Here is a 24,286-nt window from a genome sequence, read left to right on the forward strand (position 1 = left end):
TTCAGACTGAGCGATAGGGGCGGCATTCCCCTTCTCCCACAAGGGGTCACAAGGGGAGAAGGGGACGCCGCGCTCTAGTCGCTGCGGCGGAAGTTGCGGACGCGGTCGAACAGCACCGCCAGGATGATCGCGCCGCCGATGAAAGTGCCCTGCCAGAAGGCGTTGATGCCAAGCAGGCCAAGGCTGTTGCGGATGACCTCGATGAGGGCGGCACCGACGATGGCGCCGAGCGCCGTGCCGACGCCGCCGGCGAGATTGGCGCCGCCGATGACGGTCGCGGCGATGACCTGCAGTTCCATGCCGGTGCCGAGATTGGTGGTGACGGCGCCGAGCCAGCCGGTCTGGATGATGCCGGCAAGCCCCGCCGACAGTGCCGAGATCATGTAGACGGCGACTTTGATCTGCTTGACCGGAACACCCGTCAGCGTCGCGGCGTGCTCATTGCCGCCGATGGCGAAGATGTGCCTGCCGAACTTCGTCCAGCGCAGGATGAAGCCGGTGATCAGCGCCAGGATGATCATGTAGAGCACCGGATTGGCGATGCCGAACAGCCAGGCGCCGCCGCCCAGCGCCAGAAGCTTTTGGTGATCCGGTCCGAACTGGAAGACCACGGTGTTGTTCGAGGCGACCATGGCGAGGCTGCGGGCGACCGAGAGCATGCCAAGCGTCACCACGAAGGGCGGGAAGCCCAGATAGGCGATGAGCACGCCGTTGAAGGCGCCGATGGCGAGCGCGGTGACGATCGTGGCCAGGATGCCGATTTCGATCGAATAGCCGGCATGCATGGTGACGGCGAGCACCATGGAGCACAGGCAAAGCACCGAACCGACCGACAGGTCGATGCCGCCGGTGATGATGACGAAGGTCATGCCGAGCGCGACGATGGCGACGAAGGTGACGTTGCGGGTGATGTTGAAGAGGTTCTTCGACGTGGCGAAGGAATCGGTGGCGAAAGACAGGAACAGGCAGGCGAGGATGACCGCGATCACCACCCAGAAAGTCTGGTTGGCAAAGAGCCGCGACAGCAAGGTGTGCTGCTTCTGCGCGATGGTCTGGTCAAGGGTGACTGCCATTATCGACCTTTCCTGAGAGGTGCGGCGCGGAATTCCGCGCGATCAAGCAACCTGTTCGATGGCGCCGGTGATCAGCCCGGTGACTTCCTCGGGTGAGCTCGAGGCGATCTTCTTGTCGGCCACCTTGCGGCCGCGGCGCATGACGATGACACGGTCGGCGACGTCGAACACGTCGGGCATGCGGTGGCTGATCAGCACCACCGCGATGCCCTGGTCACGCAGATGCCGGATCAGATTGAGCACTTCGGCGACCTGCCTGACCGAGATCGCCGCGGTCGGCTCGTCCATCAGCACGATCTTGGCCTGCGACAGCATGGTGCGGGCAATCGCCACCGCCTGGCGCTGGCCGCCCGACATCTGCTTGACGAGGTCACGAGGCCGGGTCTCGGATTTCAGCTCGGCAAAGAGCTGGCCGGCGCGCCTGTACATCGCGCCATAGTCGAGGATGCGGAACGGGCCGAGGCCGCGGCGCAGCTCGCGGCCGAGATAGACGTTTGCCGCCGCCGTCAGGTTGTTGCAGAGCGCAAGGTCCTGGTGGACGATCTCGATGCCATGCTGGCGCGCATCCGCCGGCTTGTGCAGGACAAGCTCCTTGCCGTCCAACCGCATGGTGCCGTGGCTCGGGTGGAAATTGCCGGCAATCATCTTCACCAGCGTCGACTTGCCGGCGCCGTTGTCGCCCATCAGACCGACGACTTCGCCGGCCTCCAGCGAAAGCGAGACGTCGTTGACCGCCTGGATGGCGCCGAAATGCTTCGAGATGTTGGCGAGTTCGAGAACCGACACCAGACTTAAGCCTCCCCATCTATCGCCGCGGCCGTCGCCGACCTGGCCGGCGCCGCTTGCGTCCCGTTCGTCCATTTCCTCCCGGACGAGCGTGATGCATGCATTTAGGCAAAAGCGGACAGGGGCGTCAATCAATTGTCAGACGATTAATTTCGAGTCTCGACGAAAAATCGGTTTTGTAGGACAAATAGGAATTGACGTTGGCGAAAAGCCGATATTAGCTAAGCCTTGGAGGAAGAATTGCTCCTCGACCGTCTATCCGGCGGAGGCGGGCAAAAGGTTTGATGATCAAGGATCCGACTGCACCGGTATTCGGGGCAGGCGGATCGGCAAATGCTTATCAGCTCGGCCCAGGACGCGAACATCATGGGATGCTCGTCCAGTTCTTGTGCATCCGGGCTGATCGGTATGGCGGGCACGCGGTGTCCGTCTGTTTCAAGGGAGGACTGATATGAGGAAAACACTTTTGCTTGCCGCCGTCGCCGCCATGGCGTTGGGCGCCGGGCCGGCTTTGGCCAAGAAACAGCTCGTCATCGTCGTGAAAGGTCTCGACAATCCGTTCTTCGAAGCCATCCATCAGGGCTGCGAGAAATGGAACAAGGAAAACGCCAGCTCGGAATATGAGTGCTTCTACACCGGCCCGGCGTCGACCTCGGACGAAGCCGGCGAGGCCCAGATCGTGCAGGACATGCTGAGCAAGCCCGACACTGTAGCGATGGCGATCTCGCCGTCGAACGCGCCGCTGATCGCGCAGACGATCAAGAGCGCCAATCCGTCGATCCCGATCATGACGGTCGACGCAGACTTGACCAAGGAAGACGCCGCCCTTCGCAAAACCTATCTCGGCACCGACAATTACCTGATGGGCAAGAAGATCGGCGAATACATCAAGAAGGCCAAGCCGAATGGCGGCACGATCTGCACCATCGAGGGCAATCCGGCCGCCGACAACATCCTGCGCCGCGCGCAAGGCATGCGCGACGCGCTGACGGGCAAGGAAGGCCTCGCGGCACTTGCCGGCGAAGGCGGCTGGACCGAAGCCGCAGGTTGCCCGGTGTTCACCAACGACGACGGTGCCAAGGGCGTCCAGGCGATGACCGACATCCTCGCCGCCAATCCGAAGCTCGACGCCTTCGGCATCATGGGCGGCTGGCCGCTGTTCGGCGCCCCGCAGCCCTATCGCGACCTGTTCAAGCCGATGGCCGACAAGATCGCCAAGAACGAGTTCGTCATCGGCGCCGCCGACACGATCGGCGACGAGGTGGCGATCGCCAAGGAAGGCCTGGTGACCGCGCTGGTCGGCCAGCGGCCGTTCGAAATGGGCTACAAGGCGCCTTCGGTGATGCTCGACCTCATCGGCAACAAGAAGGTCGACGATCCGGTCTTCACCGGCCTCGACGAATGCACCAAGGAAACGGCCGACACCTGCATCCAGAAGTAGGGCGCCGGCTGTGTCCGGAAGTGTCAAAAGGGGCGCCCACCGGGCGCCCCTATCTTTTCCGGCGCCTGCTCCCGCGATTGAACAGGGCAGGGCGCTTCCCGCCTAAATCTTCTGCTTAACGCCGTCCTTCGAAGGCATCAGGTCGACGCCGTTGAGCTTGCCGATATGGGTGGCGAGCATCGGCACATACTGTTCAGTGGGGCCGGTGGCGAAAGCGGTCGCAAAGGAATTCTTGGTCGCGTTGCCGAGCGGGTTGGCGATGCCGGCCGCGCCCGCCATCGATTCCAGATAGGTCAGGTCCTTGAAGGCATTGGCGATGGTGAACCTATGCGCGTCGCGGTCGCCCTCCAGCGTCCAGCGCATGAAGGTCTGGTAGAAGCCGCAATCCATGCGGCCGTTGCGGATGACGCTGTCGAAGCGCGGTGGCGAGATGCCGACCTTCTCGGCCAGGGCGAGAGCCTCCGAGTAGATCGCCGCATAGCCCAGCGAGATGAAGTTGTTGAGCAATTTCATGCGGTGGCCGTCGCCGGTGTCGCCGATATGGACGATGCGACCGGCCCAGGTCTCGATCACCGGCTTCAGCCTGGCGAACACCGCGTCCGGCGCGCCGACCATGGCGTCGAGCGTGCCTTCCCAGGCCTCCTTCGGCGTGCGGCTGAGGGGCGCATCGACATAGTCGACGCCGAGCGCCCTGAGTTCGGCGGCCAAGGCCACGGTCGAGACCGGATCGGAGGTCGAGCAGTCGACGACGACCGAGCCCTTCCTGAGACCCTCCTTCAGCCCGCCGGGGCCGCGGATGATCGCTTCCACCTCGCGCGAGCCGGTGACACAGATGAAGACGATGTCGGAGGCCGCCGCCACGTCCTTGGACGCGGCCACTTCCCTGGCGCCGCGGCTAGCCAAGTCCTCCGCCGGCTTGCGGTTCTTGCGGCCGAGGAAGGTCAGCGGATAACCCTTGTCGACGATGTTCTTGGCGATGCCGTGCCCCATCAGGCCGAGACCGATGAAACCGATGTTTTCGCGGGCAGCGGCGGTGCTCATGTCGTCTTTCTTCCCTGTCTTTCGTGGCGATGGTCGCCCGCGCCGCGGGCGATTGTCGAGACGGTTTTAGCGGTTCGCGGTGGCGGTCGATTGCGGAATACCATATTGTCCGACAATACACATAATTTCCGAGAATTGTGGAGAGCAAAATGACGAAGCGGATCATGTTCACCGGTGGCAGCGGCAAGGCAGGCCGGCATGTCGTTCAGTATCTGGTCGAACATGGCTGCCAGGTGCTCAACATCGACGCCAGGCCGCTCGACAATCCGAAGGTGCGCACCCTGATCACCGACATCACCGACAGCGGCCAGGTGTTCAACGCGCTGTCGAGCTATATGGGCCTGCACGAGTTCGACCCGTCGCTCAGGGCGCAGCCGGTCGATGCCGTGGTGCATTTCGCGGCGATCCCGCGCATCATGATCACGCCCGACAACGAGGTGTTCCGCATCAACGCGATGGGCACCTACAATGTGATCGAGGCGGCGGTGAAGCTCGGTATCCGCAAGGTCGTCATCGCCTCCTCGGAGACGACCTACGGCCTGGTCTTTGCCAACGAGCCGCGCAGTCCCACGCATTTTCCGCTCGACGAGGACTATGACGTCGACCCGATGGACTCTTACGCGCTATCGAAGATCGTCAACGAGAAGACCGCGCGCGCCTTCGCGCTGCGCAGCGGCTTCGACATCTATGCGCTGCGCATCGGCAACGTCATCGAGCCGCATGAATATTCGCTGTTCCCGAAATGGTTCGCCGACCCCGGTTTCCGCAAGCGCATCGCCTGGAGCTACATCGATGCGCGCGATCTCGGCCAGATCACCTTGCGCGCCATCGAGAAGGACGGCTTGGGCTATCAGGTGTTCAACGCAGCCAATGACGATACCTCATCCGACCTGCCGACGGCGGAGCTTTTGAACCGGTTTTATCCGGGCGTGCCGGTCAAGGCCGAGCTTGGCGAATATGAGACGCTGCTTTCGAACCGCAAGGCGCGCGACGTGCTCGGCTTCCGGCCGCAGCACAGCTGGCGCAAATACGTCAAAACGGCGTGAGGCGGCGCCAAATGCCGGTTGATCTGTGCACATCTTCGCGCGTTGCGGCAAAGCGGGCCTGCCGTGCTTGACAGCTTCTGAAAACGGGATTTTCTGGAACCATGCGGGACGCGAAGCCGAACAACGAAAAAAGGCCGACGAAAACGGCAGCGGCGGAGCGTCAGGCCGGCGTTCGCCGGGCCAACGCGCCACGCATCCCGGGCGCAAGCGTGCACACTTCGCTGGCCAGCGAAATCGGCCTTCGGATCGTGCGTGGCGATTATCCGCCGGGCACCATCCTGCCCAACGAAGCAAAATGGTCTGAGACCTTCGACGTCAGCCGCTCCGCGGTGCGCGAGGCGATCAAGATGCTGATGGCAAAGAGCCTTCTGGCGTCGCGGCCGAAGATCGGCAGCTGGGTCGAGCCGAAGGAACGCTGGAACCTTCTCGACCGCGACGTGCTGTCCTGGTACGCGACGTCGCCGGATCGCGAGGTTTTCCTGAGGACGGTCCAGGAATTCCGCCATATCATCGAGCCGGAGGCGACGGCCTTCGCGGCGATGCGGCGCACCGACGAGCAGATGGCCGAGATCAGCCAGGCCTGTCGGGAGATGGGCGAGGCCACCAATCTGCAGGAGCGCACCCGCGCCGACACGCGCTTCCACCTCGCCATCCTGAGGGCTTCGGGCAACGACCTGCTGGTGCCGCTCGGCGTGCTGATCGAATCCGCCTTCGACCACCTCTTCACCTACACGACGCGCGAACGGGACGATCTGCATCATGCCCAGAAGCTGCATGAGGCGATCGAGAGGAATATCCGCCTGAAAAGACCGGATGCGGCGCGTAATGCAGTGCGCAAACTGTTGGCGAATACGGACGAAGTGATCCAGTCGCGCTGAGGCCTGCCGGTATTCGGGCAAGGCTTGCTGCTTTCTAGTCCTGCTTCTCCCGGCCGAAGGCGACGCGCAGCTCGTCCTTCGCCTTTTCCAGCACTTTCTTGCGCGCGTCGGGCAGGTTCTTGCCGGCGCGGTTGATGTAGAAATTCAACATCGACATGGCGGATTGGAACGGCTCCGCCTTGCGGCGGTCGCTGTGCTCGGCCGAGCGCTTCAGCGATGCGGCGATCTTCTTGGCGTCGTCGGATTCGAAGACGTGATCCTCGAGATCCATCGCATCGCTGTGCTCGGTCACGTCGGCCGACCATTTCTTCTTGGCGGTCATGGCGAACTCCTTCCTTCAGGCAAGAACTCCATGAGGCGAGGTGGGTTCCCGGTTCTGGAGCCACTGAATTGTGCGTCGTGGCGCTGCTCGGCCCGGGAAATGGGCCGATAGTGCGCGCTCCGATCTCGAAGAAATCGCCGACAGGAAACGCCGTGACGACAGTTTCAGCAAACGCGGCACACAGCGCCGGCATCGACAGCTTCTATGCGTGGACGCGGCTTGGCATTTCCTTGCTGCTGGCGACGATCGGCGGTGTCGGCACCTGGGCGGTGGTCGTGGTCCTGCCCGCGGTGCAGGCCGAATTCGGCGTTGATCGCGCCGCAGCCTCCATGCCCTATACCGCGACCATGGTGGGCTTTGCCGCCGGCAACGCGCTGATCGGACGCGCCATCGATCGCTTTGGATACTGGATACCGGCACTCGCCGCTTCCTTGGCGCTTGGCGCAGGATTTCTGTTGGCGTCGCTCGCCAATTCGATCCTGGGCGTCACGCTTGCTCAAGGCTTGCTGATCGGTGTCGGCTGTTCGGCGATCTTCGGTCCGCTGATCGCCGACGTCTCGCACTGGTTCAATCGCCGCCGTGGCGTTGCGGTGACGGTGGCGGCGTCAGGCAATTACGTGGCCGGGGCGGTCTGGCCGACGGTCATGCCCTATATGATGCAAGGCCATGGCTGGCGCTTCACCTATGCGGTGATCGGGGTCATCTGCCTCGGCACCATGGTGCCGCTGGTCCTGCTGTTGCGACGGCGCGCGCCGCATGAGGGGATTTCCGGCACGCTTCGCGGCCGGCCGGTGCAGCCGATCTCGCTGTCGCCCTCGCAGTTGCAGATTCTGCTGGTGATTGCCGGCTTCGGCTGCTGCATGGCGATGTCGATGCCTCAGGTGCATATCGTCGCCTACTGCATGGACCTGGGCTACGGCGTCGCGCATGGCGCCGACATGCTGTCGATCATGCTGGCCGCCGGTGTCATCAGCCGGATCGGCTCCGGCTTCCTCGCTGACCGCATCGGGGCGGTGAAGACGCTGCTGATCGGCTCGGCGCTGCAGTGCCTGTCGCTGTTCTTCTATATCCCCTTCGACGGGCTTGCATCGCTCTATGTCGTCTCGCTGGTATTCGGCCTGTCGCAAGGCGGCATCGTGCCCTGCTATGCGATCATCGTGCGCGACTACATGCCGGCAAAGGAAGCCGGCCAGCGCGTCGGCATCGTCCTGATGGCGACGATCTTCGGCATGGCGGTCGGCGGCTGGATGTCGGGCTGGATCTACGACCTCACCGGTTCTTACGCCGCCGCCTTCCTGAACGGAATTGGCTGGAACCTCGTCAACCTCGCAGCCATCGCGCTGTTGATGTGGAAAGCCAACCGCCGCGCCGCAGCGATTGCCTGACGGATCGATCGGCCTGGCGCCGAAATCGGGTTGCTTGACAATGGTGGACGCATACGCGACCCAGTCGGCAAAGCTGGCTTGGTGGCGCGATGACACGGATGCCGACCCTGAAGCTGCAACCGCGCGTCGAAGGCGGTGGAACCGGGCTTTGACCAAGCCGCGCTCCCGCCGTGGCGGCGGCCGCCCGACCATCTGTAAAATCAACATCCGGCAAAGTCGGAAGTCTGTTTATTATACATAAGCAACAGCTGATGCTTGTTTATTATGTATAATATGATAGTTTTCTAAATTGCCAGGATGGTGAGGGGAAAGAGGAGGATCGGGGCGACGCAGGCCGTCCTGTGAGCGGTTTGGTTGGGCGGAGGATGCCGGCCGATAGCGCGAAGAATCATCACAAGCAGAACTGCAACTGGGAGGAATATCGATGATCAAGTCACTCGTTGGCGGCGTCATTGCCGCCACTGCATTCGTCATGCTGAGTTCGTCGGCGATCGCCGGACCCGAAGTGGTCAAGGGACCGGCAGCCGAGCCGGACTGCTTTGCGCCCTGGGCGGCCGATACGCAGTTTTTCAAGTATCCGAAGAAAGACGGTCCTTACCGCATCGCGCTTGCCAACGGCTACATCGCCAACACCTGGCGCATCCAGATGATCCAGACGGCCAAGGCCTATGCGGCGCAGCCCGATGTCGCCAAGAAGCTCAAGGAATTCAAGGTCGTGTCGACCGGCGAGGATGTGCCGGCGCAGATCTCCGCGATCAACAACTTCATCGATTCCGGCTTTGACGCGATCGTCGTCAACGCTCAGAATCCGACCGCTTTCGGGCCCGTCATCAAGCGCGCCAAGGAAGCCGGTGTCGTGCTCGTCGCCTTCGACAACATTCTCGACACCAAGGACGCCATCAACGTCAATGTCGACCAGAAAGGCCTGGGCGAGCTCTGGGGCAAGTGGCTGGTTTCGCATGTGCCGAACGGCGGCAAGGTGCTCGAGGTGCGCGGCGTTGCCGGTACCTCGGTCGATACCGACCGCCACAACGGCATCCACGAGGTGCTCGACGGGTCAGGCAAGAAGTGGCAGGTCACCGAGGTCGTCGGCAAATGGGACGACGGCGTGGCGCAGAAGGCCACGGCCGATGCGATCGCCACCAGCGGGCCTTTCGACGGCATCACCGGACAGGGCGGCGATACCGGCATCGTGCAGGCGATGATCGACGCCAAGCATCCATTCGTGCCGTTTGGCGGCGAGACGGAGAACGGCTTCCGCAAATTCTGTGCCGCGCATGCGGGCGACGGGCTGAAATGCTCGTCCGCCGGCACCGGCCCGGCCCAGGTTGCGGTCGCCATCAAGACAGCGATCGCCGCGCTCGAAGGCAATGTCGTGCCGCAGTCGGTCAAGCTGCCGTTGGCAATCGTGGAGGACCCGAACTTCAAGGCCGGCCAGGATTTCTTCCCCGACCAGTCGGACAATTTCTTCGTCGGCAATTCCTTCCCGACCTGCGGCATCAATTTCACCGCGCAGGAAATCATGGGCCAGACCAAGGAAAACAAGTAGTCTGACCGGCCGGTGCCGCGGAAATTCCCACGGCGCCGGCCACCTGATGCCAATCGCGAACTGGCCTGGGAGGGCTGATGGACGGCGCGGCTCCGCTCTTCCGCATGGAAGGCATATCCAAGCGTTATGGTGGCGTACGCGCGCTGGAAAAGGCCGAACTGACGATCACGGCCGGCAGCATCCACGCCGTCCTCGGCGAAAACGGCGCCGGCAAATCGACCTTGATCAAGATCATGGCCGGGGTCGTCGCGCCGGACGAAGGACGCATGACGCTGGGCGGGAGCGACGTCATCTTCGCTTCGCCGGCCGCCGCCAACAAAGCCGGCATTGTCTGCATCTTTCAGGAACTGTCACTGGTCCCGGAGCTCAGTGTCGCCGACAACATCGTCATTTCCGATCCGCCGAAGCGCTTCGGCATGATCGACCGCAAGGCGCAGCGACGCATCGCGGAAGCGGCCCTGGCCCGCGCGGGCGCTTCCGACATCCACCCGCTGGCCCTAGTCAAGGACCTGCCGCTGTCGCGCCGGCAGATGGTCGAGATCGCCAAGGCGCTGGCCAGGAAGCCACGCATCCTGATCCTCGACGAGGCGACGTCGGCGTTGACGGCGACAGATGTCGCCAAGATCTTCGGCGTGCTGAAACGGCTGCGCGAGGAGGGGCTGGCGCTGCTCTATATCTCGCACCGGATGAACGAGATCGCCGAATTGGCCGACCAATGCACGGTGTTTCGCAACGGCCGCAACGTAGCCAGCTATGCGGCGGGTTCAAAGAGCGATAACGAAGTTGTCGAGCTGATGATCGGGCGCGAGTACAGTCACATCTTTCCGCCGAAGCCGCCTCGCGCGGCAACAGGAGCGGTTCCGGTGCTGGAGGCGCGCAACCTCTCATGGGGCGACCGGCTGGACAAGGTCTCGCTATCGGTGGCCGCGGGTGAGGTGATCGGGCTCGGCGGCCTCGACGGGCAGGGCCAGCGCGAACTGCTGCTCGCCTTCTTCGGCGTGCTGCGCGGCCTTTCAGGTGAGATCCTGATCGACGGCAAGCCGGTTTCGATCGCCAGCCCGACCGCGGCCAGCCATGGCCGCATCGGCATGGCGCTGATCCCTGAGGATCGCAAGACCGAGGGGCTGATGCTGCCGATGACGGTGCGCGAAAACCTCTCCTTCGCGGCCCTCGACCGACTGGCAAGAGGCGGCATCATCGATCGCGCCGCCGAGCAGCGCCTGATCGACGATATGGTCGGGTTGCTGGCGATCAAGACGGCGGGGCTGGACATTCCCGTCGGCGCGCTCTCGGGCGGCAACCAGCAGAAGGTCGTCATCGCCAAATGGCTGATGCGGCAGCCACGCATCATCCTGCTCAACGACCCGACGCGCGGCATCGACGTCGGCACCAAGCAGGAGCTCTACCAACTGATGCGCAAACTGGCGGATGAGGGCGCCGCGATCCTGTTTTATTCGACCGACTATGACGAGCTGATCGGTTGTTGCGACCGCGTGCTCGTGCTCTATGACGGCGCGGTCAAACGCGAGCTCGTCGGCGCCGGGATCACCGAGCACGCGCTGATCGCCAGCGCTCTCAACATCCATGGCGAGGACCACCGCATCGAGCCAGGAGGGAAGGCGTGAAGGACTGGCGCTACTGGCTGGCCGAGCAACGCGGAACGCTTTTGGCCTTCGGCATTTTCGTGGTCATGTTCGCCATCTATGGCGCCAACCATCCGGCCGGCTTCACGGCCAATGTCGTGCAGACGGCGGCTAACAAGGGCGTGCTGCTTGCCTTCGTCGCCATGGCGCAGACATTGGTGGTGATCACCGCCGGCATCGACCTTTCCGTCGGCATGATTTTCACGCTGACCAACTGCATGGCTTCATGGCTGGTGGTCGGCACCGGCCTGGAGACGACGTTTGGCGTGATGGCGGTGCTCGGCACCGGGCTCGCCTGCGGGGCGGTCAATGGCGCCATCGTCATCTATGGCCGATTGCAGCCGATCGTCGCCACCATCGCCACGGGCGCCGTCTATTTCGGCCTTGCGCTGCTTTTGCGCCCGTTTCCCGGCGGTTCGGTCAATGAGGACCTTGCGGATTTCCTGACCGGGCGTTTCTTCGGCGTGGTGCCGGCAAGCCTGGTGGCGCTGTTCGTCGTGGTGCTTGTCGTTTGGGTGCCTTTCAGTCGCTCCGAACTCGGGCGCGCCGCCTATGCGGCGGGCTCATCGGAGACGGCGGCTTACATGTCGGGCGTGCCGATTCGCAGGGGCAAGTTTCTAGCATACACGCTTGCCGGCCTGCTTGCGGCCATCGGCGGCCTGTTCCTGACCTTCTTCACCTATACGGGCGAGGCGGCTTATGCGAGCGGCAATGCCTACACGCTGTTTTCGATCGCTGCCGTCGTGCTCGGCGGCGTTTCGCTGTTCGGCGGCAAGGGCAGTGCCGTCGGCGCCATCTTCGGCGCGCTTGCCTTCCGCACCATCGGCGACCTGCTGTTCGTCTTCGATTTCGATCCGCTCTGGCAGCCGCTGTTCCAGGGCGTTATCCTGTTGATCGCGGTCAGCCTCGGCGCCTTCGCGCTGTTTCGGGTGCGCAACCGGCTGGAGTGGTTCCTGTGAGCGAAACGACACTCGGCGGCATTGCCGGCCGCATGCCCAAGTTTCTGCGACGCGCCGATCCGGCTGTCGTCACCGCCTTTGCCTGTATCGTGCTGCTGCTTTTCCTCGGCAGCCTTTATTCGCGCAGCTTCCTGTCGCCGGAATATCTGTTGCAGCAGTTGAAGGTCGCGTCCTTCCTCGGCGTCATCGCAACCGGCATGATGCTGGTCATCCTGCTCGGCCAGATCGACCTGTCGGTGCCGTGGGCGGTGGCGGCAGGCGCCATGATGGCCTGCGCGGCCGCCGCCTATGGGCCGGCCGGCGTTGCTTTAGCCATCCCGTTCGGCGTGCTGTGCGGTGTGGGGATCGGCATCGTCAACGGCTTCGGCGTCGCCTATCTGCGCATCCCCTCGATGATCATAACCTTGGCCACCAATGCCGTCGCGCAAGGGCTGATGGTGGTCTACACGGGCGGCTTCTCGCCACAGGATTCGGCGACGGCGGCGATGCGCTACCTGGCAACCGGCTTCACCATTCCGGGCGTTCCCAATGCCGTCATCATCTGGGCGCTGATCGGCGCGGCGATGGTGTTCGTGCTGACCCGCACCAGCTTCGGCCGCGCCGTCTACGGCATCGGCAACCGCGAGCGCGCCGCCTACCTTTCCGGCGTCGACACGCGCCGCATCGTGATGATCGCCTTCGCCGTCTCCGGCGGGCTGTCGGCCTTTGGCGGCGTGCTTTTGGCTGGCTATGCATCCAAGGCCGCCCAATCGATGGGCGATGCCTATCTCCTGCCGTCGATCGCCGCCGTCGTGCTGGGCGGCACGTCGATCCTCGGCGGGCGCGGCTCCTACCTCGGCACGGTGGCCGGCGTGATCCTGATCACGCTCTTGCAATCCATCCTCTCGGTCATGCAGATGCCCGAGGCGGGACGGCAGATCATCTATGGTGTCGTCATCATCGCCATGCTTCTGCTCTACGGGCGCGCGCCGGCAAGCCGCTGACCGTGGATGAGGCGAGCGCAAGACCGCAGATCCCGGAGCTTCGCATGAGCGATCTTCGGACGGCGCCGGCCATCGTCGTGATGGGCGTTGCCGGTTGCGGCAAGACGGCCGTCGGCGAGGCGCTCGCCAAAGCCTTGGGCGCCGACTTTATCGAAGGCGACCGGCTGCATCCGCCTGAGAATGTGGCGCGCATGGCGCGTGGCGAGCCGCTGACGGACGCGCTGCGCGAGGGCTGGCTCGACGCCATAGGCGAGCGTATCGCGACATCCGTTGCCGGCGGGCGAAAATCGGTGGCGGCCTGCTCGGCGCTGAAGCGTAGCTACCGCGAGCGGCTCAGCCGCTTCTGCCCTGAGACAGTCTTCCTCTATCTGAAGATCGATCGCGAAACGGCCTGGCGCCGGGTTGCCGATCGCAAGGGCCATTTCATGCCCGCAAGCCTGGTCGACAGCCAGTTCGCCACGCTGGAGGAGCCTGCCGCGGACGAACGGGCGGTGACGGTGGACGGAACGCGAAGTGTTGCCGGGATCCTGAAAGAGATCATCGGCCAGGGTCAGTGAATCTCAACAGACCCCAAACTTGAAGCTCAGGCGCCGTCACTGCCGATAGCGGTTTCGGTTGGCCGCTCGGTCAGCCGCATGACGCTCGACCAGGCCATCATCTGCTCCGGACAGAGTTTGAGCGTTTCCAGCATATGGTCGCGCTTCGACAGGATGTATCCCGCCTGAACGGCGAGGTTCTTCGCCGTCGTGTCCTTGGTCCGCGATGCGGGCGCTTGCGGGCCTGCGCTCAGCTCGCTGACGATCGCGCGGTACTGGCGAAACGGGACCGTCTCGATGGTCGCCATGTGAAACAATGCCGCGCCGGCGCGCGCGGCAAAGTTTGCCGGCGCCGAGGCAAGATGCGTCCAGCCATGCTCGCCCATGGCGGCTTCGGTGAAGGCGGAGCCGGCGTAGACGGTGTTGGTCATCAGCACCACACCGTTTGCTCTCAGCACCTTCTGTATGCGCGTGGTGACCTGATAGGCGTCGGTGCGCTCAAAGACGATCCGGCTTTTCAGGAAGCGGTTCTCGACATTGACCAGCGGCGGGTTGATCACGCGAAAGCCGAACTTGCTCGGCGAGAAGCCGTGGAACTGCGCACTCACCTGATGGGCATCGACACCGGCCTCATGCAGCGCGCGCTTGCCCATGATCGTCTGCGCCGTGAACTGGTCGCACCATACGATAGCGCCGCGCCCTTCGCGAACGGCTTGTCGCAGACCTTCGAGGCCTTCCAGCCGGATCGCCGGCGACCAGCGCCAGCCGGCGACGAGATGCGCCGCAGGCATGAGCCGTCGGCGGTGAACGGCGGCAAGTTGGGCCTCGAACATGCTTCGCGTGTCGACGGCATCGCCGAGCACGGCCTTGACCGCGACGTCGTAGCGGGCGAACTCCTTGCGAAAGTGGCGCCTGCGCCTGAGCCTGGACACCCAGCCGCAGATGGGTCCCCACCAGGAGACCGGCAGCATCGCCGCGACGCCGAGATAGAAACAGGACAGCAGGCTCTCGCGCAGGTCCCGATTGGAGAAACCACGCAATTTGCCGGGGCGGACAACCTTGCGGCTGAAGAAGCGGACGGACTCATTGCGCTCCGGCACCGGTACGTCGGCAATGATCTCGGTTTGATAGATGTCGCTCGACGATGGTTGCCGGCTGGCCTTGCGGGAATTGCCAAGCCAAGGCAGCCTCATGCGTCAGAGCCCTGTTCCATCCTCCAGCCGCTTTACTGCGTCCACAGTGGACTGGCAACCGAGGGCGACAAGTCGGGGCATGGCGACTTCTCGTCTGACGCAATCGCGGACGGAAGGCTATGGCGAAGTCGCCGAGCCCCGCCGCTGCACGGCTTTTTGCTGCTTTTAAAGCGCGTCGCGCTGAACCGGATTCAGGCGACGCACTTTAAGTCTTTGTTGTGATGCATGTCGTTGTCCCAGAACCGCTGCACACTTCTGGGCGACATGCGTTAGATCTGCGAAGTGAGTTCTGCCGGGAAATCATCGTTGTCGGCATCGCGCATGGCGGCGAGGCTGCGATTGTCGAGCACCTCGGCGATCGCCTGGCGCACTTCCAGCATCATGTGGCGGACCTGGCACGTGGCCTCGTCGCAGTCCTCGCAGCGCTGGTATTGCGTGCGGCTGGCGCAAGGGATCGGCGCCAGCGGCCCGTCGAGCACGCGCACGACATGGCCGATCTTGATCTCGGAAGCGGGCCGGGCGAGGCGGTAACCGCCTTCCTTGCCCTTGCGGCTCTGGACGAAACCGGCATTGCGCAGCTCGCCCAGGATCGCATCCAGGAATTTCTTCGGGATGTTGTTGGCGACCGCGATGTCGTTGACGAATGCAAGCTGGCCAGCCGGCAGGCTGGAAAGATGCACGAGGGCCTTGAGGCCGTATTTGCCTTTTTTGGTCAGCATGCCCGATTCAGTTCATCAAACCCCAATGCGCCTGCATCTGGCGGTTGTTTGTGTGCAAATCATGACAGTTTGACCGCGGAACGCCTTCTGGCCCAACATTTTGCCGGTGCAGCTTAGGCACAAACGCGTTGATTCTTCGTAACGTTTTCACGTTGGGGGTTGGGATTTCCCCCGCGAACTCATGCAGCCCCGCTTGAAGAAAGCCGGCAAAGCCGGCTTCCTTGCTCTTCCTGATTGTGGAGCCTTTTTCAGCGACTGCCATAGGCCTGATCGAGCAGCCCGCCGGCGGCGAAATGCTCCTTCTGAACCTTGTCCCAACCGCCGAACACCTTTTCCACCGTCAGCAGGCGGACGTCCGGGAAGTCGGCCTTGTACTTGGCGGCGACCGTCGCGTCGCGAACCCGCAGGCCGTTCTCGGCGGCAATGTCCTGGCCGGCGGGCGTGTAGAGGAAGTCGAGATAGGACTTGGCGAGATCGCGGCTGCCGTGCTCGTCGGCAACCTTGTCGACGATCGCCACCGGGAACTCGGCCAGCAGGCTGACCGAAGGCGTAACCTGCTCGAACTTGTCGTCGCCATATTCCTTGCGGATGCCGCGCGTCTCGGACTCGAACGTGATCAGCACGTCGCCGATCTCCCGCTGGACGAAAGTGGTGGTGGCGGCGCGGCCGCCGGTGTCGAAGATCGGCACGTTGTTGAAGAGCTTGGTGATGAACTCCTTCACCTTGGCGTCGTCGCCCTTGAAGGCCTCCTTGGCATAGGCGGTGGCGGCGAGATAGGTGTAGCGCGCATTGCCCGATGTCTTCGGGTTCGGGAAGATCACTTGCACGTCGTCGCGCACCAGGTCGTTCCAGTCCTTGATGTGCTTAGGGTTGCCGGCGCGCACCAGGAAGGATGGCAGCGAATAGAAGGGCGAGGCATTGTCCGGAAAATCCTTCTGCCAGTCGGCCGAGACAAGGCCCTTGTTGACCAGGAAGTCGACGTCGGTGACCTGGTTGAAGGTGACGACATCGGCGCCAAGCCCTTCCGCGATGGCGCGCGCCTGCGCCGAAGTGCCGGCATGCGACTGATCGATGGTGACGCCGGGATGCCCGGCGATGAAGGCCTTGTTGATGTCGACGAACAGCTCGCGGCCGACGTCATAGGATGCATTCAAAAGCTTGTCGGCCGACCAGGCTTGGGAGGATGCGAGGACGAGACCGGCAACAGCCGCGATGCCGAGCAATAGACGCTTCATGAAAACAGGCTCCTTGGAAATGGGTCGAAGCTATGACGCGACCATAGTGAGGAAAGCCTGGCCCGACGAGGCACGCCCTCCGAGAGGAGAGCGAGGGTCCGGAAAATATCTCGCTGAAACAGCCTTTTGGTAGGATTTTCTTCCAGGCGGATTCATGGGTGGCATCGCCGGTGGCCACCGCAGACGGCGTCGAGCGTAAAGCTGTCTCAGGCCGACGGAAAAAGCTTCCAGCGCCCAGGCCTGAAGGCCACGCGGCTCTTCTGTGCCGCGGGATGGTCGATTGGCAGCTCGATCTCGACGCGTTGGCGCTCCCCGCCGACCTCGAGCTCGACTCGTCTGGTGCCGGCGACGCGGCGGCTCGCGGCAACCGTGCCGGCGATACAGCCGCTGCAGCCGTCGAGCAACTCGACATCGTGCGGACGGAAATAGAGCAGTGCCTCGCCGGAGGCAGCGTTCGGCGCCGGCAAGCCGATCGGCCGGTCGGCGAGCCAGATCTCGCCGTTGTCGACCTTGACCGGAAGCGAGCTCGATTCACCGATGAAGCTGTAGACGAAGGGTGAGTTCGGCGTGTCGTAAATCTCGTCGGCCGAGCCGACCTGTTCGATGCGGCCCTGGCTCATAACCACGACGCGGTCGGCGAGCTCCAGCGCCTCTTCCTGGTCATGCGTGACGAAGACGGTTGTGTGGCCGGTGCGGTCATGGATCTCGCGCAGCCAGCGGCGCAGCTCGCGGCGCACTTGCGCGTCGAGTGCGCCGAACGGTTCATCGAGCAAGAGCACCTTGGGCTCGATCGCCATGGCGCGGGCGAGCGCCACGCGCTGGCGCTGGCCGCCGGAGAGCTGCGCGGGATAACGCTTTTCGAGACCTGAAAGCTGGACGAGGTCGAGCAGTTCCGTCGCCCGGCGGCGGATTTCCTGCGCTGACGGCCGCGCCGCGCCATGCCGGACCTTCAGGCCGAAGCCGATATTGTCGGCCACCGTCATGTGGCGGAACAGCGCGTAGTGCTGGAAGACGAAGCCGACATTGCGCTCCTGGATCGACTTCTGCGAGGCATCCTCGTCGCCGAAGAAGATGGCGCCCTTGGTCGGCCGCTCCAGGCCGGCGATCAGGCGAAGCAGCGTCGTCTTGCCGGAGCCGGACGGCCCAAGCAGCGCGATGAGCTCGCCCGATTTGATGTCGAGCGACACGTCATGGAGCGCCGGAAACAGCTCAAACTCCTTGCGCACGTTGACGACGCGAACTTCCATGCAAATCCCTCAGTTCGTTGATGCCGTCGTTGTCCCAAAACCGCCAGGCTTTGGGCGACAGCTATTCCTCAGTGTCCGCGCGTCGCGGCGATCTCGGCGCCGTAGCGCATCTCGAGAAGTGTTTTCAAGACCAGCGTCACCAGCGCCAGGCCGGCAAGCAGCGAAGCGACCGCAAAGGCGCCGACGGCGTTGTACTCATTGTAGAGGATTTCGACATGCAGCGGCATGGTGTTGGTAAGGCCGCGAATGTGGCCCGAAACCACGGACACCGCGCCGAACTCGCCCATGGCGCGGGCGTTGCAGAGCAGTACGCCGTAGAGCAATCCCCATTTGACGTTGGGCAGCGTTACATACCAGAAGGCCTGCCAGCCACTGGCGCCGAGTGAAAGAGCGGCCTCCTCGTCGCCATTGCCTTGTTCCTGCATCAGCGGGATCAGCTCGCGCGCGACGAAGGGGAAAGTGACGAAGACGGTTGCCAGAACGATGCCGGGCACCGCGAACAGGATCTGGATGCCATGCGCCTTCAGCCATGCGCCCAGCAACCCCTGCGCGCCGAAGAGCAGCACATAGACCAGGCCCGAGATGACCGGAGAGACCGAGAAGGGCAGGTCGATCAGCGTGGTCAGGAACGCCTTGCCCTTGAACTCGAACTTGGCGATGGCCCATGCGGCGGACAGGCCGAAGACGAGATTGAGCGGCACCGAGATCGCCGCCACCAGCAGCGTCAGGCGGATCGCCGAGCGCGTGTCGGCATCGCTTAGCGACGCCAGGTAAGCGCCGACGCCCTTGGCGAAACCCTCCTTGAACACGATGATGAGCGGCAACAGCAGGAAGACGCCGAGAAAAACCAGCGTGGCGATCGTCAGCGTGATGCGGACGGGGCGGCTTTCGGTGACCGCGGCCGACCGGCTCTCGTGCAGCGGCTCATAGGATTTGATCTCGGGGTCAGCCATAGCGCTTGCGGCTCCATGTCTGCACGAGGTTGATGACGAGCAGCATCGCGAAGGAGAGCGCCAGCATGATCGCGGCAATCGCGGTTGCGGCGGGATAGTTGTACTCCTCCAGCCGGATGACGATCAAAAGCGGCGCGATCTCGGATTTGTAGGGCAGATTGCCGGCGATGAAGATAACCGAGCCATATTCGCCTACCCCGCGCGCGAAGGCGAGCGAGAAGCCGGTGATGATGGCGGGCGCCAGGCCCGGCAGGAGAACGCGGGTGATGATCTGGAAACGGCTGGCGCCGAGCGTGGCGGCGGCTTCCTCGACCTCCTTGTCGATCTCTTCCATAATCGGCTGGACGGTGCGCACGACGAAAGGCAGGCCGATGAAGACCAGCGCCACGACAATGCCGAGCGGCGTATAGGCGACCTTGATGCCGAGCGGCGCCAGAAGATGCCCGATCCAGCCGTTCGGGGCGTAAAGGGTGGTGAGCGCGATGCCGGCAACCGCAGTGGGCAGCGCGAAAGGCAAGTCGACCATGGCATCGACGACACGGCGGCCGGGGAAACGGTAGCGGACCAGCACCCAGGCGACGAGTGAGCCGAACACGACGTTGACCACGGCGGCGATGAAGGCCGTGCCAAAGCTGATCTGGAGAGCCCCGACAGTGCGCCGGTCGGTGGCTAAAGCCCAGAAATCGGTCCAGCCAAGCGCAGCCGAGCGCCAGATGAGCCCAGAAAGCGGGATGAGGATGATGAGCGTGAGGTAGGCAAGCGAGAAGCCGAGCGTCAGTCCGAAACCCGGAATGACACTCGGCTGTCTGAACCGCCACCCCGCCTGGGCGGGTGCTGTGGTCATGCTGTTCTGGATCGTCCCTTCTTACTCAACCAGATTGCAGTCGGCATTTTAAAGGCGGCCTTCACTGGGCCGGCTTGTAGATCTGGTCGAATATACCACCATCGCCGAAATGGTAAGGCTGTGCCTTCTTCCAGCCGCCGAATTGCGGGTCGTCGATGGTGACCAGCTTGATCTGCGGCAGCTTGGCGAGATCCTCGGCCGGGACCAGGTCGGGCTTGGCCGGGCGATAATGGTTCTTGGCGATGATGGTCTGGCCTTCCTTCGAATAGAGATAGGAAAGATAGGCTTCAGCCACCTTGCGCGTGCCCTTGGCGTCGACATTGGCGTCGACGACAGCCACCGGCGGCTCGGCCAGGATCGAGGTCGGCGGGTAGACGATGTCGAGATTGTCGGCACCGAATTCGTCGAGCGCCAGGTAGGCGTCATTTTCCCATGCGATGAGAACATCGCCCAGTCCCTTCTGCGCGAAGGTGACGGTCGAGCCTCGGGCGCCGCTGTCGAGCACCGGGGCGTTGGCATAGAGCTTGCCGACGAATTCCCTGGTCTTGGCCTCATCATTGCCGTCATGGGCGTTGGCATAGGCCCATGCGGCGAGATAGTTCCAGCGCGCGCCGCCGGAGGTTTTCGGATTCGGCGTGATCACCTGCACGCCGTCCTTCACCAGATCGTTCCAGTCGTGAATGCCCTTGGGATTGCCCTTGCGCACCAGGAAGATGATGGTCGAGGTGTAAGGTGCTGAATTGTTTTCGAATTTCGTGCGCCAATCGGGATTGATCTTCTTCGACTTGGAGACGATGGCGTTGATGTCGCCTTCGAGCGCCAGCGTCACCACGTCGGCGTCGAGGCCATCGATAACGGCGCGAGCCTGAGCGCCTGAGCCACCATGCGACTGCCGGATGGTGACCGTCTCGCCGGTCTCGGCTTTCCAGTGCGCGGCGAAGGCCTCGTCATAGGCCTTGTAGAGCTCACGAGTCGGGTCATAGGACACGTTTAGGATGGTCGTATCGGCAAACGCGAAACCAAGCGTGCCGAACTGGACGGATGTGGCGACCAGCGCGCCGAGCAGTTTCCTGAAATGAGGTGTCATTCCCGCCTCCGTTGAACTGCTGCGAACTCTACCGAGTTTATGGAATTTAGATGCATTGAATGTTGCCTTTTTCACCTCCTCGAAGCAATTTTTCGCCGAGCTTGGGCCGATTGAGGAAATAGTTTCCTCAATCGATGGCCGCGTGGCGGTTCATCCCCGGCCTAATTAGAAGCGGTCGGGGTCAGGACAAGTCCGGGGCGCCTAGAGCGGCTCAGCTTTTGATTGAAACGCCGAACCGCTCTACTCTTAGTCTCAACGCAATTCCGAACGGAAAACCGCAACGCACTTTTCCTGGAATTGCTCTAATTGGCGGTGACCGGAAAATCGAAGCGCTGTTTTGGAAAAGGCTCTTTTGCCAGGGTGAAGTGCCACCATTCGCGCGCATAGTTGCGGAAGCCCGCGGCACGCATGGCGGCAAGCAGCATCTTGCGGTTCGTGGCCGCTTCGGCGGGAAGAGGACGGTGCGACGTCTCGCTCATCGGGTCGAAGCAGTCGAAACCGGTGCCGAAATCGAGCGTGCCGCCGTCCGACGCGCCACAAGCCGGGCTTTTCTTGCTGGCCGCCGCAATGGCGAGGTCGACCGTCGAGCCGCGCGAATGGCTGGACAACTCGCCGACATAACCCTTGGCGATAAGATCGCCGCGCTCGACGGTCGGATACCATTGCGGATCCGGCGGGCCACCTTCTCTCGTCCATCTGCCCATGTCGGCAACCGCGCGGGCAGGGCGGTAGCAGTCGAAAACGACCAGCGTCAGGCCTTTGGCGGTCATTGCTTTCTGGACGCTGGACAGCGCCTTCGCCGCCTGCGCGGTCAGGATGCAGACCGGCGCGTCATAGCCATTGACCTTGCGGTGCAGGAAGTTTTCGATGCCGGCATAGCGGATATCCTGGCGGATGGCCGGATCGATATCGGCGAGCCTGACGAAGCCGCCGGGCAGGGGGTCAGCGCGGGCTGGGGAGGAGATAGCTAGTATCGCGAAGATCGCAGCCAACAAAGGCCAGCGCGAGGCACCCCCCTCTGCCCTGCCGGGCATCTCCCCCGCAAGGGGGGAGATTCGATTTCGCATCGGCTTTCGCCAACCGTCAAAGGTTGGGCGCGACACCGAAGCTGCTGATCTCCCCCCTTGCGGGGGAGATGGCCGGCAGGCCAGAGGGGGGTGCCTCGCGCCATGCATCAGGCGAGAGATCCCGCGAGCCGAAGCTTTAAGAACCGCAATCCCCTGAATCGCTTGCCGCATCTTATTCGACGAATACCTTCACGCTGGCCGCGCGGCCGGCGGCGTCGATCACGGTCAGCGTCGAATAGCCGGTGCCGTCGGGCTGCCAGGTCGCCGTGCGGCGGCGGTCGATGCCGGCGAGCGGCTTGCCGTTGGCGAGCCAGCGGAACGGCGCCCGGCCGCCCTGCAGTTTCAGCACCAGCGGCGTGGCATCGGCCGAATTGGTGCCGAGATCGACGCGGGCGCCATTGGGCGGGAAGATGATGGTCGGCGCCGGCTCGGTGGCGGTGGCCTGCACCAGCCCGTCTGAGCCGGCGCCGAAGCGGGCGAGCGTCACCGGCAATTCCTCGCGCCTGGGGTTGAAGACGCCCGGCGGCCGGCTGGGCAACGGCACGCTGGCAAGGCCGGAACGGACAAAGCCCTCGAACAGGATCGGTGCCGCCGATACATAGCCCGACAGACCGGGGACAGGGCTGGCGTCGGCGCGGCCGACCCATACGCCCAGAACGTAGCGGCCGTCGAAGCCGACCGACCAGGCATCGCGATAACCGTAGGAGGTGCCGGTCTTGTAGGCGATGCCGCGCTGCATGGCGCCTTCCGGCGGCTTCACGCCGGACAGGATGTCGTCGATCTGCCAGGCCGCCTGGTCGTCGAGGATGGTGGCGGTGGTGCGCTCGGCACTGGCGGGCTCGGTGCCGTCATGCAGCGTATGCATCTTCCCGCCATTGGCGAGCCCCGTATAGAGCTGCACCAGATCGCGCAATGTCACGCCGACGCCGCCAAGCCCGATTGCCAGGCCCGGAGCCTCGTTGACCGGCAGGATCGGGTTGACGCCGGCTTGGCGAAACCGCGCCGTCAGCCGTGCCGGACCGACGGCATCGAGCACCCGGATCGCCGGCACATTGAGCGACAATTGCAGCGCCTGGCGGATCGAGACGTCGCCCTGGTAACCCATGTCGAAATTTTTTGGACGATAGCCGCCGAAATCGGCCGGGCTGTCCTCGATGATCATCTCCTGCGCCACCAGCCCCTGCTCGAAGGCCAGTCCGTAGATGAAGGGTTTCAGCGTCGAGCCGGGAGAGCGCACCACCTTGGTCATGTCGATCCAGCCGGAACGGCTGGCGTCGAAGAAATTGGCGGAGCCGACCTCGCCGAGGATATCGCCGGTGCGCGCGTCGGCCATGATCATGGCGATGGAAAGTTTTGGTCCGAGCTTCCTGGCGGCATCCCTTGCGACCTGTTCCAGCCCCTGCTGCACGCTTTTGCGGATGGTGAGCTGCAGCGGCTTGCCGGGCACGGCCTTGGGCAGCATGGCATAGGAAGCGTGCGCGGCCAGCGCCGGCAGCTTGCGGCGCAGGCCGGAAACATCGTCCAGCGCGGCGCGCGCGGCTTCGCGTTCGCCGAGCAGGCCGGCCGAGACCATGCGGGCGAGCACGCGATCGCGTGCGCCATGGGCGATGTCCAGGTTGCGGTCGGGCCGACGCTTTTCCGGCAATTGCGGCAGGGCGACAAGGAGTGCGGCTTCCGAGACCGTGAGCCGCTTCGGCTCCTTGCCGAAATAAGCGAGCGATGCGGCACGAACGCCTTCGAGATTGCCGCCATAGGGCGCCAGCGTCAGATAGCGTTCAAGGATTTCGCGCTTGGACAGTCGCCGTTCGATCTGGATGGCGCGCAGCATCTGCTTGATCTTGGAGCCGAGGCTGCGGCTGTCGCGCGGCTCGATCAGCCGGGCAAGCTGCATCGACAAGGTCGAGCCGCCGGACACGATATGGCCGCTGGTGGCGAACTGGCCGGCGGCGCGGCAAAGCGCCAGAACGTCAACACCGCGGTGATCCCAGAAGCGCTTGTCCTCATAGGCGACCAGCATGTCGACGAACTGCCTGTCGACCTCGTCGAGGCGAGTTTCGAGCCGCCAGTAGCCGTCCGGCGTGGCGAAGGCGCGCAGCAGCTGGCCGTCGCGGTCCTGGACCTCCGTCGAGACCGTCAGCTTTGCCGGCAGTGGCGGGAAGGCGCGGTCGAGCTCCCATAGCGCGGCCCAAGACGCGCCCGCAACGCAAGCAAGCGAGATGCCTGCGATCGCGGTGCGCCTGAGAAATCTTTTGGAGAGCATGATGCTGCCCCTCATCCGCCTGCCCGTCCTCCGCAGCAG

General features: G+C 63.7%; 22 protein-coding genes and 1 pseudogene. 9 read left to right on the top strand and 14 right to left on the bottom strand.

What is annotated here, in order from left to right; all coding sequences use genetic code 11:
- Positions 1-74 precede the first annotated feature (74 nt).
- Entirely contained in the window at positions 75-1,073 is a 999-nt protein-coding gene (locus RFM98_RS13610) for an ABC transporter permease (RefSeq protein ID WP_320217609.1), read from the bottom strand.
- Between the two features lie 42 nt (positions 1,074-1,115).
- Entirely contained in the window at positions 1,116-1,859 is a 744-nt protein-coding gene (locus RFM98_RS13615) for an ATP-binding cassette domain-containing protein (protein WP_320309597.1), read from the bottom strand.
- A gap of 451 nt (positions 1,860-2,310) precedes the next feature.
- Between RFM98_RS13615 and RFM98_RS13620 the strand changes: the two genes are divergently transcribed.
- On the top strand, positions 2,311-3,300 hold the full coding sequence (locus tag RFM98_RS13620) for a sugar-binding protein (protein WP_320309361.1): 990 nt from the start codon (positions 2,311-2,313) through the stop codon (positions 3,298-3,300).
- Between the two features lie 102 nt (positions 3,301-3,402).
- Here the strand turns inward: RFM98_RS13620 and RFM98_RS13625 are convergent.
- A pseudogene (locus tag RFM98_RS13625) lies at positions 3,403-4,344 on the bottom strand (NAD(P)-dependent oxidoreductase); the annotation flags it as partial.
- A 146-nt stretch (positions 4,345-4,490) separates the two neighbouring features.
- Here RFM98_RS13625 and RFM98_RS13630 point away from each other — a divergent pair.
- Together RFM98_RS13630 and RFM98_RS13635 are read left to right on the top strand one after the other, a co-directional pair.
- The gene (locus RFM98_RS13630; RefSeq protein ID WP_320309362.1) at positions 4,491-5,387 is read left to right on the top strand and encodes an NAD-dependent epimerase/dehydratase family protein; all 897 of its coding nucleotides are present in this window, start codon (positions 4,491-4,493) and stop codon (positions 5,385-5,387) included.
- A 101-nt stretch (positions 5,388-5,488) separates the two neighbouring features.
- The gene (locus RFM98_RS13635; RefSeq protein WP_320217605.1) at positions 5,489-6,265 is read left to right on the top strand and encodes a FadR/GntR family transcriptional regulator; all 777 of its coding nucleotides are present in this window, start codon (positions 5,489-5,491) and stop codon (positions 6,263-6,265) included.
- Between the two features lie 34 nt (positions 6,266-6,299).
- Here the strand turns inward: RFM98_RS13635 and RFM98_RS13640 are convergent, their stop codons facing one another.
- Complete coding sequence (locus tag RFM98_RS13640) at positions 6,300-6,587, bottom strand: DUF3175 domain-containing protein (RefSeq protein ID WP_320309363.1); 288 nt, start codon at positions 6,585-6,587, stop codon at positions 6,300-6,302.
- Between the two features lie 152 nt (positions 6,588-6,739).
- Between RFM98_RS13640 and RFM98_RS13645 the strand changes: the two genes are divergently transcribed.
- From RFM98_RS13645 to RFM98_RS13670, 6 genes are all read left to right on the top strand, one after another.
- Positions 6,740-7,972, top strand: a complete 1,233-nt coding sequence (locus RFM98_RS13645) for an MFS transporter (RefSeq protein WP_320309364.1) — start codon at positions 6,740-6,742, stop codon at positions 7,970-7,972.
- Between the two features lie 424 nt (positions 7,973-8,396).
- Positions 8,397-9,521 (top strand): sugar ABC transporter substrate-binding protein, encoded by a 1,125-nt coding sequence (locus RFM98_RS13650; RefSeq protein ID WP_320309365.1) that lies wholly within the window; start codon positions 8,397-8,399, stop codon positions 9,519-9,521.
- Between the two features lie 77 nt (positions 9,522-9,598).
- A complete protein-coding gene (locus RFM98_RS13655) occupies positions 9,599-11,146 on the top strand; it encodes a sugar ABC transporter ATP-binding protein (protein WP_320309366.1) in 1,548 nt (515 codons plus the stop codon).
- Positions 11,143-12,123, top strand: a complete 981-nt coding sequence (locus RFM98_RS13660) for an ABC transporter permease (protein ID WP_320309367.1) — start codon at positions 11,143-11,145, stop codon at positions 12,121-12,123. Before RFM98_RS13655 ends, RFM98_RS13660 begins: the two co-directional genes overlap by 4 nt.
- Positions 12,120-13,106, top strand: a complete 987-nt coding sequence (locus RFM98_RS13665; protein ID WP_320309368.1) for an ABC transporter permease — start codon at positions 12,120-12,122, stop codon at positions 13,104-13,106. Before RFM98_RS13660 ends, RFM98_RS13665 begins: the two co-directional genes overlap by 4 nt.
- 44 nt (positions 13,107-13,150) lie before the next feature.
- Entirely contained in the window at positions 13,151-13,663 is a 513-nt protein-coding gene (locus RFM98_RS13670) for a gluconokinase (protein WP_320309369.1), read from the top strand.
- Between the two features lie 26 nt (positions 13,664-13,689).
- On the opposite strand, the gene RFM98_RS13675 is transcribed toward RFM98_RS13670, so the two are convergent.
- The 10 genes from RFM98_RS13675 to pbpC all read right to left on the bottom strand — a co-directional run bounded on the left by RFM98_RS13675 (position 13,690) and on the right by pbpC (position 24,262).
- Positions 13,690-14,835, bottom strand: a complete 1,146-nt coding sequence (locus RFM98_RS13675) for a hypothetical protein (protein WP_320309370.1) — start codon at positions 14,833-14,835, stop codon at positions 13,690-13,692.
- Positions 14,836-15,104: 269 nt separating this feature from the next.
- Positions 15,105-15,554 carry an RrF2 family transcriptional regulator gene (locus RFM98_RS13680; protein ID WP_027167615.1) on the bottom strand — a complete coding sequence of 150 codons (450 nt, stop codon included), beginning with the start codon at positions 15,552-15,554 and terminating at the stop codon, positions 15,105-15,107.
- A gap of 7 nt (positions 15,555-15,561) precedes the next feature.
- Positions 15,562-15,816 (bottom strand): hypothetical protein, encoded by a 255-nt coding sequence (locus RFM98_RS13685; protein ID WP_320309371.1) that lies wholly within the window; start codon positions 15,814-15,816, stop codon positions 15,562-15,564.
- Positions 15,803-16,789 carry a sulfate ABC transporter substrate-binding protein gene (locus RFM98_RS13690; protein WP_320309372.1) on the bottom strand — a complete coding sequence of 329 codons (987 nt, stop codon included), beginning with the start codon at positions 16,787-16,789 and terminating at the stop codon, positions 15,803-15,805. The genes RFM98_RS13685 and RFM98_RS13690 overlap by 14 nt, the downstream gene beginning before the upstream one ends.
- Positions 16,790-16,995: 206 nt before the next feature.
- The gene (locus tag RFM98_RS13695; RefSeq protein ID WP_320309373.1) at positions 16,996-18,036 is read right to left on the bottom strand and encodes a sulfate/molybdate ABC transporter ATP-binding protein; all 1,041 of its coding nucleotides are present in this window, start codon (positions 18,034-18,036) and stop codon (positions 16,996-16,998) included.
- A 68-nt stretch (positions 18,037-18,104) separates the two neighbouring features.
- Positions 18,105-18,989: a sulfate ABC transporter permease subunit CysW gene (cysW, locus tag RFM98_RS13700; protein ID WP_320217599.1), complete on the bottom strand. Its 885-nt coding sequence runs from the start codon at positions 18,987-18,989 to the stop codon at positions 18,105-18,107.
- Positions 18,982-19,833 carry a sulfate ABC transporter permease subunit CysT gene (cysT, locus tag RFM98_RS13705; protein WP_320309374.1) on the bottom strand — a complete coding sequence of 284 codons (852 nt, stop codon included), beginning with the start codon at positions 19,831-19,833 and terminating at the stop codon, positions 18,982-18,984. The genes cysW and cysT overlap by 8 nt, the downstream gene beginning before the upstream one ends.
- A gap of 61 nt (positions 19,834-19,894) precedes the next feature.
- Positions 19,895-20,920 (bottom strand): sulfate ABC transporter substrate-binding protein, encoded by a 1,026-nt coding sequence (locus RFM98_RS13710; protein ID WP_320309375.1) that lies wholly within the window; start codon positions 20,918-20,920, stop codon positions 19,895-19,897.
- A gap of 302 nt (positions 20,921-21,222) precedes the next feature.
- Complete coding sequence (locus RFM98_RS13715; RefSeq protein ID WP_430682301.1) at positions 21,223-21,912, bottom strand: M15 family metallopeptidase; 690 nt, start codon at positions 21,910-21,912, stop codon at positions 21,223-21,225.
- A 247-nt stretch (positions 21,913-22,159) separates the two neighbouring features.
- The gene (gene pbpC / locus RFM98_RS13720) at positions 22,160-24,262 is read right to left on the bottom strand and encodes a penicillin-binding protein 1C (RefSeq protein ID WP_502572759.1); all 2,103 of its coding nucleotides are present in this window, start codon (positions 24,260-24,262) and stop codon (positions 22,160-22,162) included.
- Between the last annotated feature and the right edge of the window lie 24 nt (positions 24,263-24,286).

Origin of the sequence: Mesorhizobium australafricanum (assembly GCF_033977265.1) — a bacterium.
In the GTDB taxonomy this organism is placed as follows: Bacteria; Pseudomonadota; Alphaproteobacteria; order Rhizobiales; family Rhizobiaceae; genus Mesorhizobium; species Mesorhizobium australafricanum.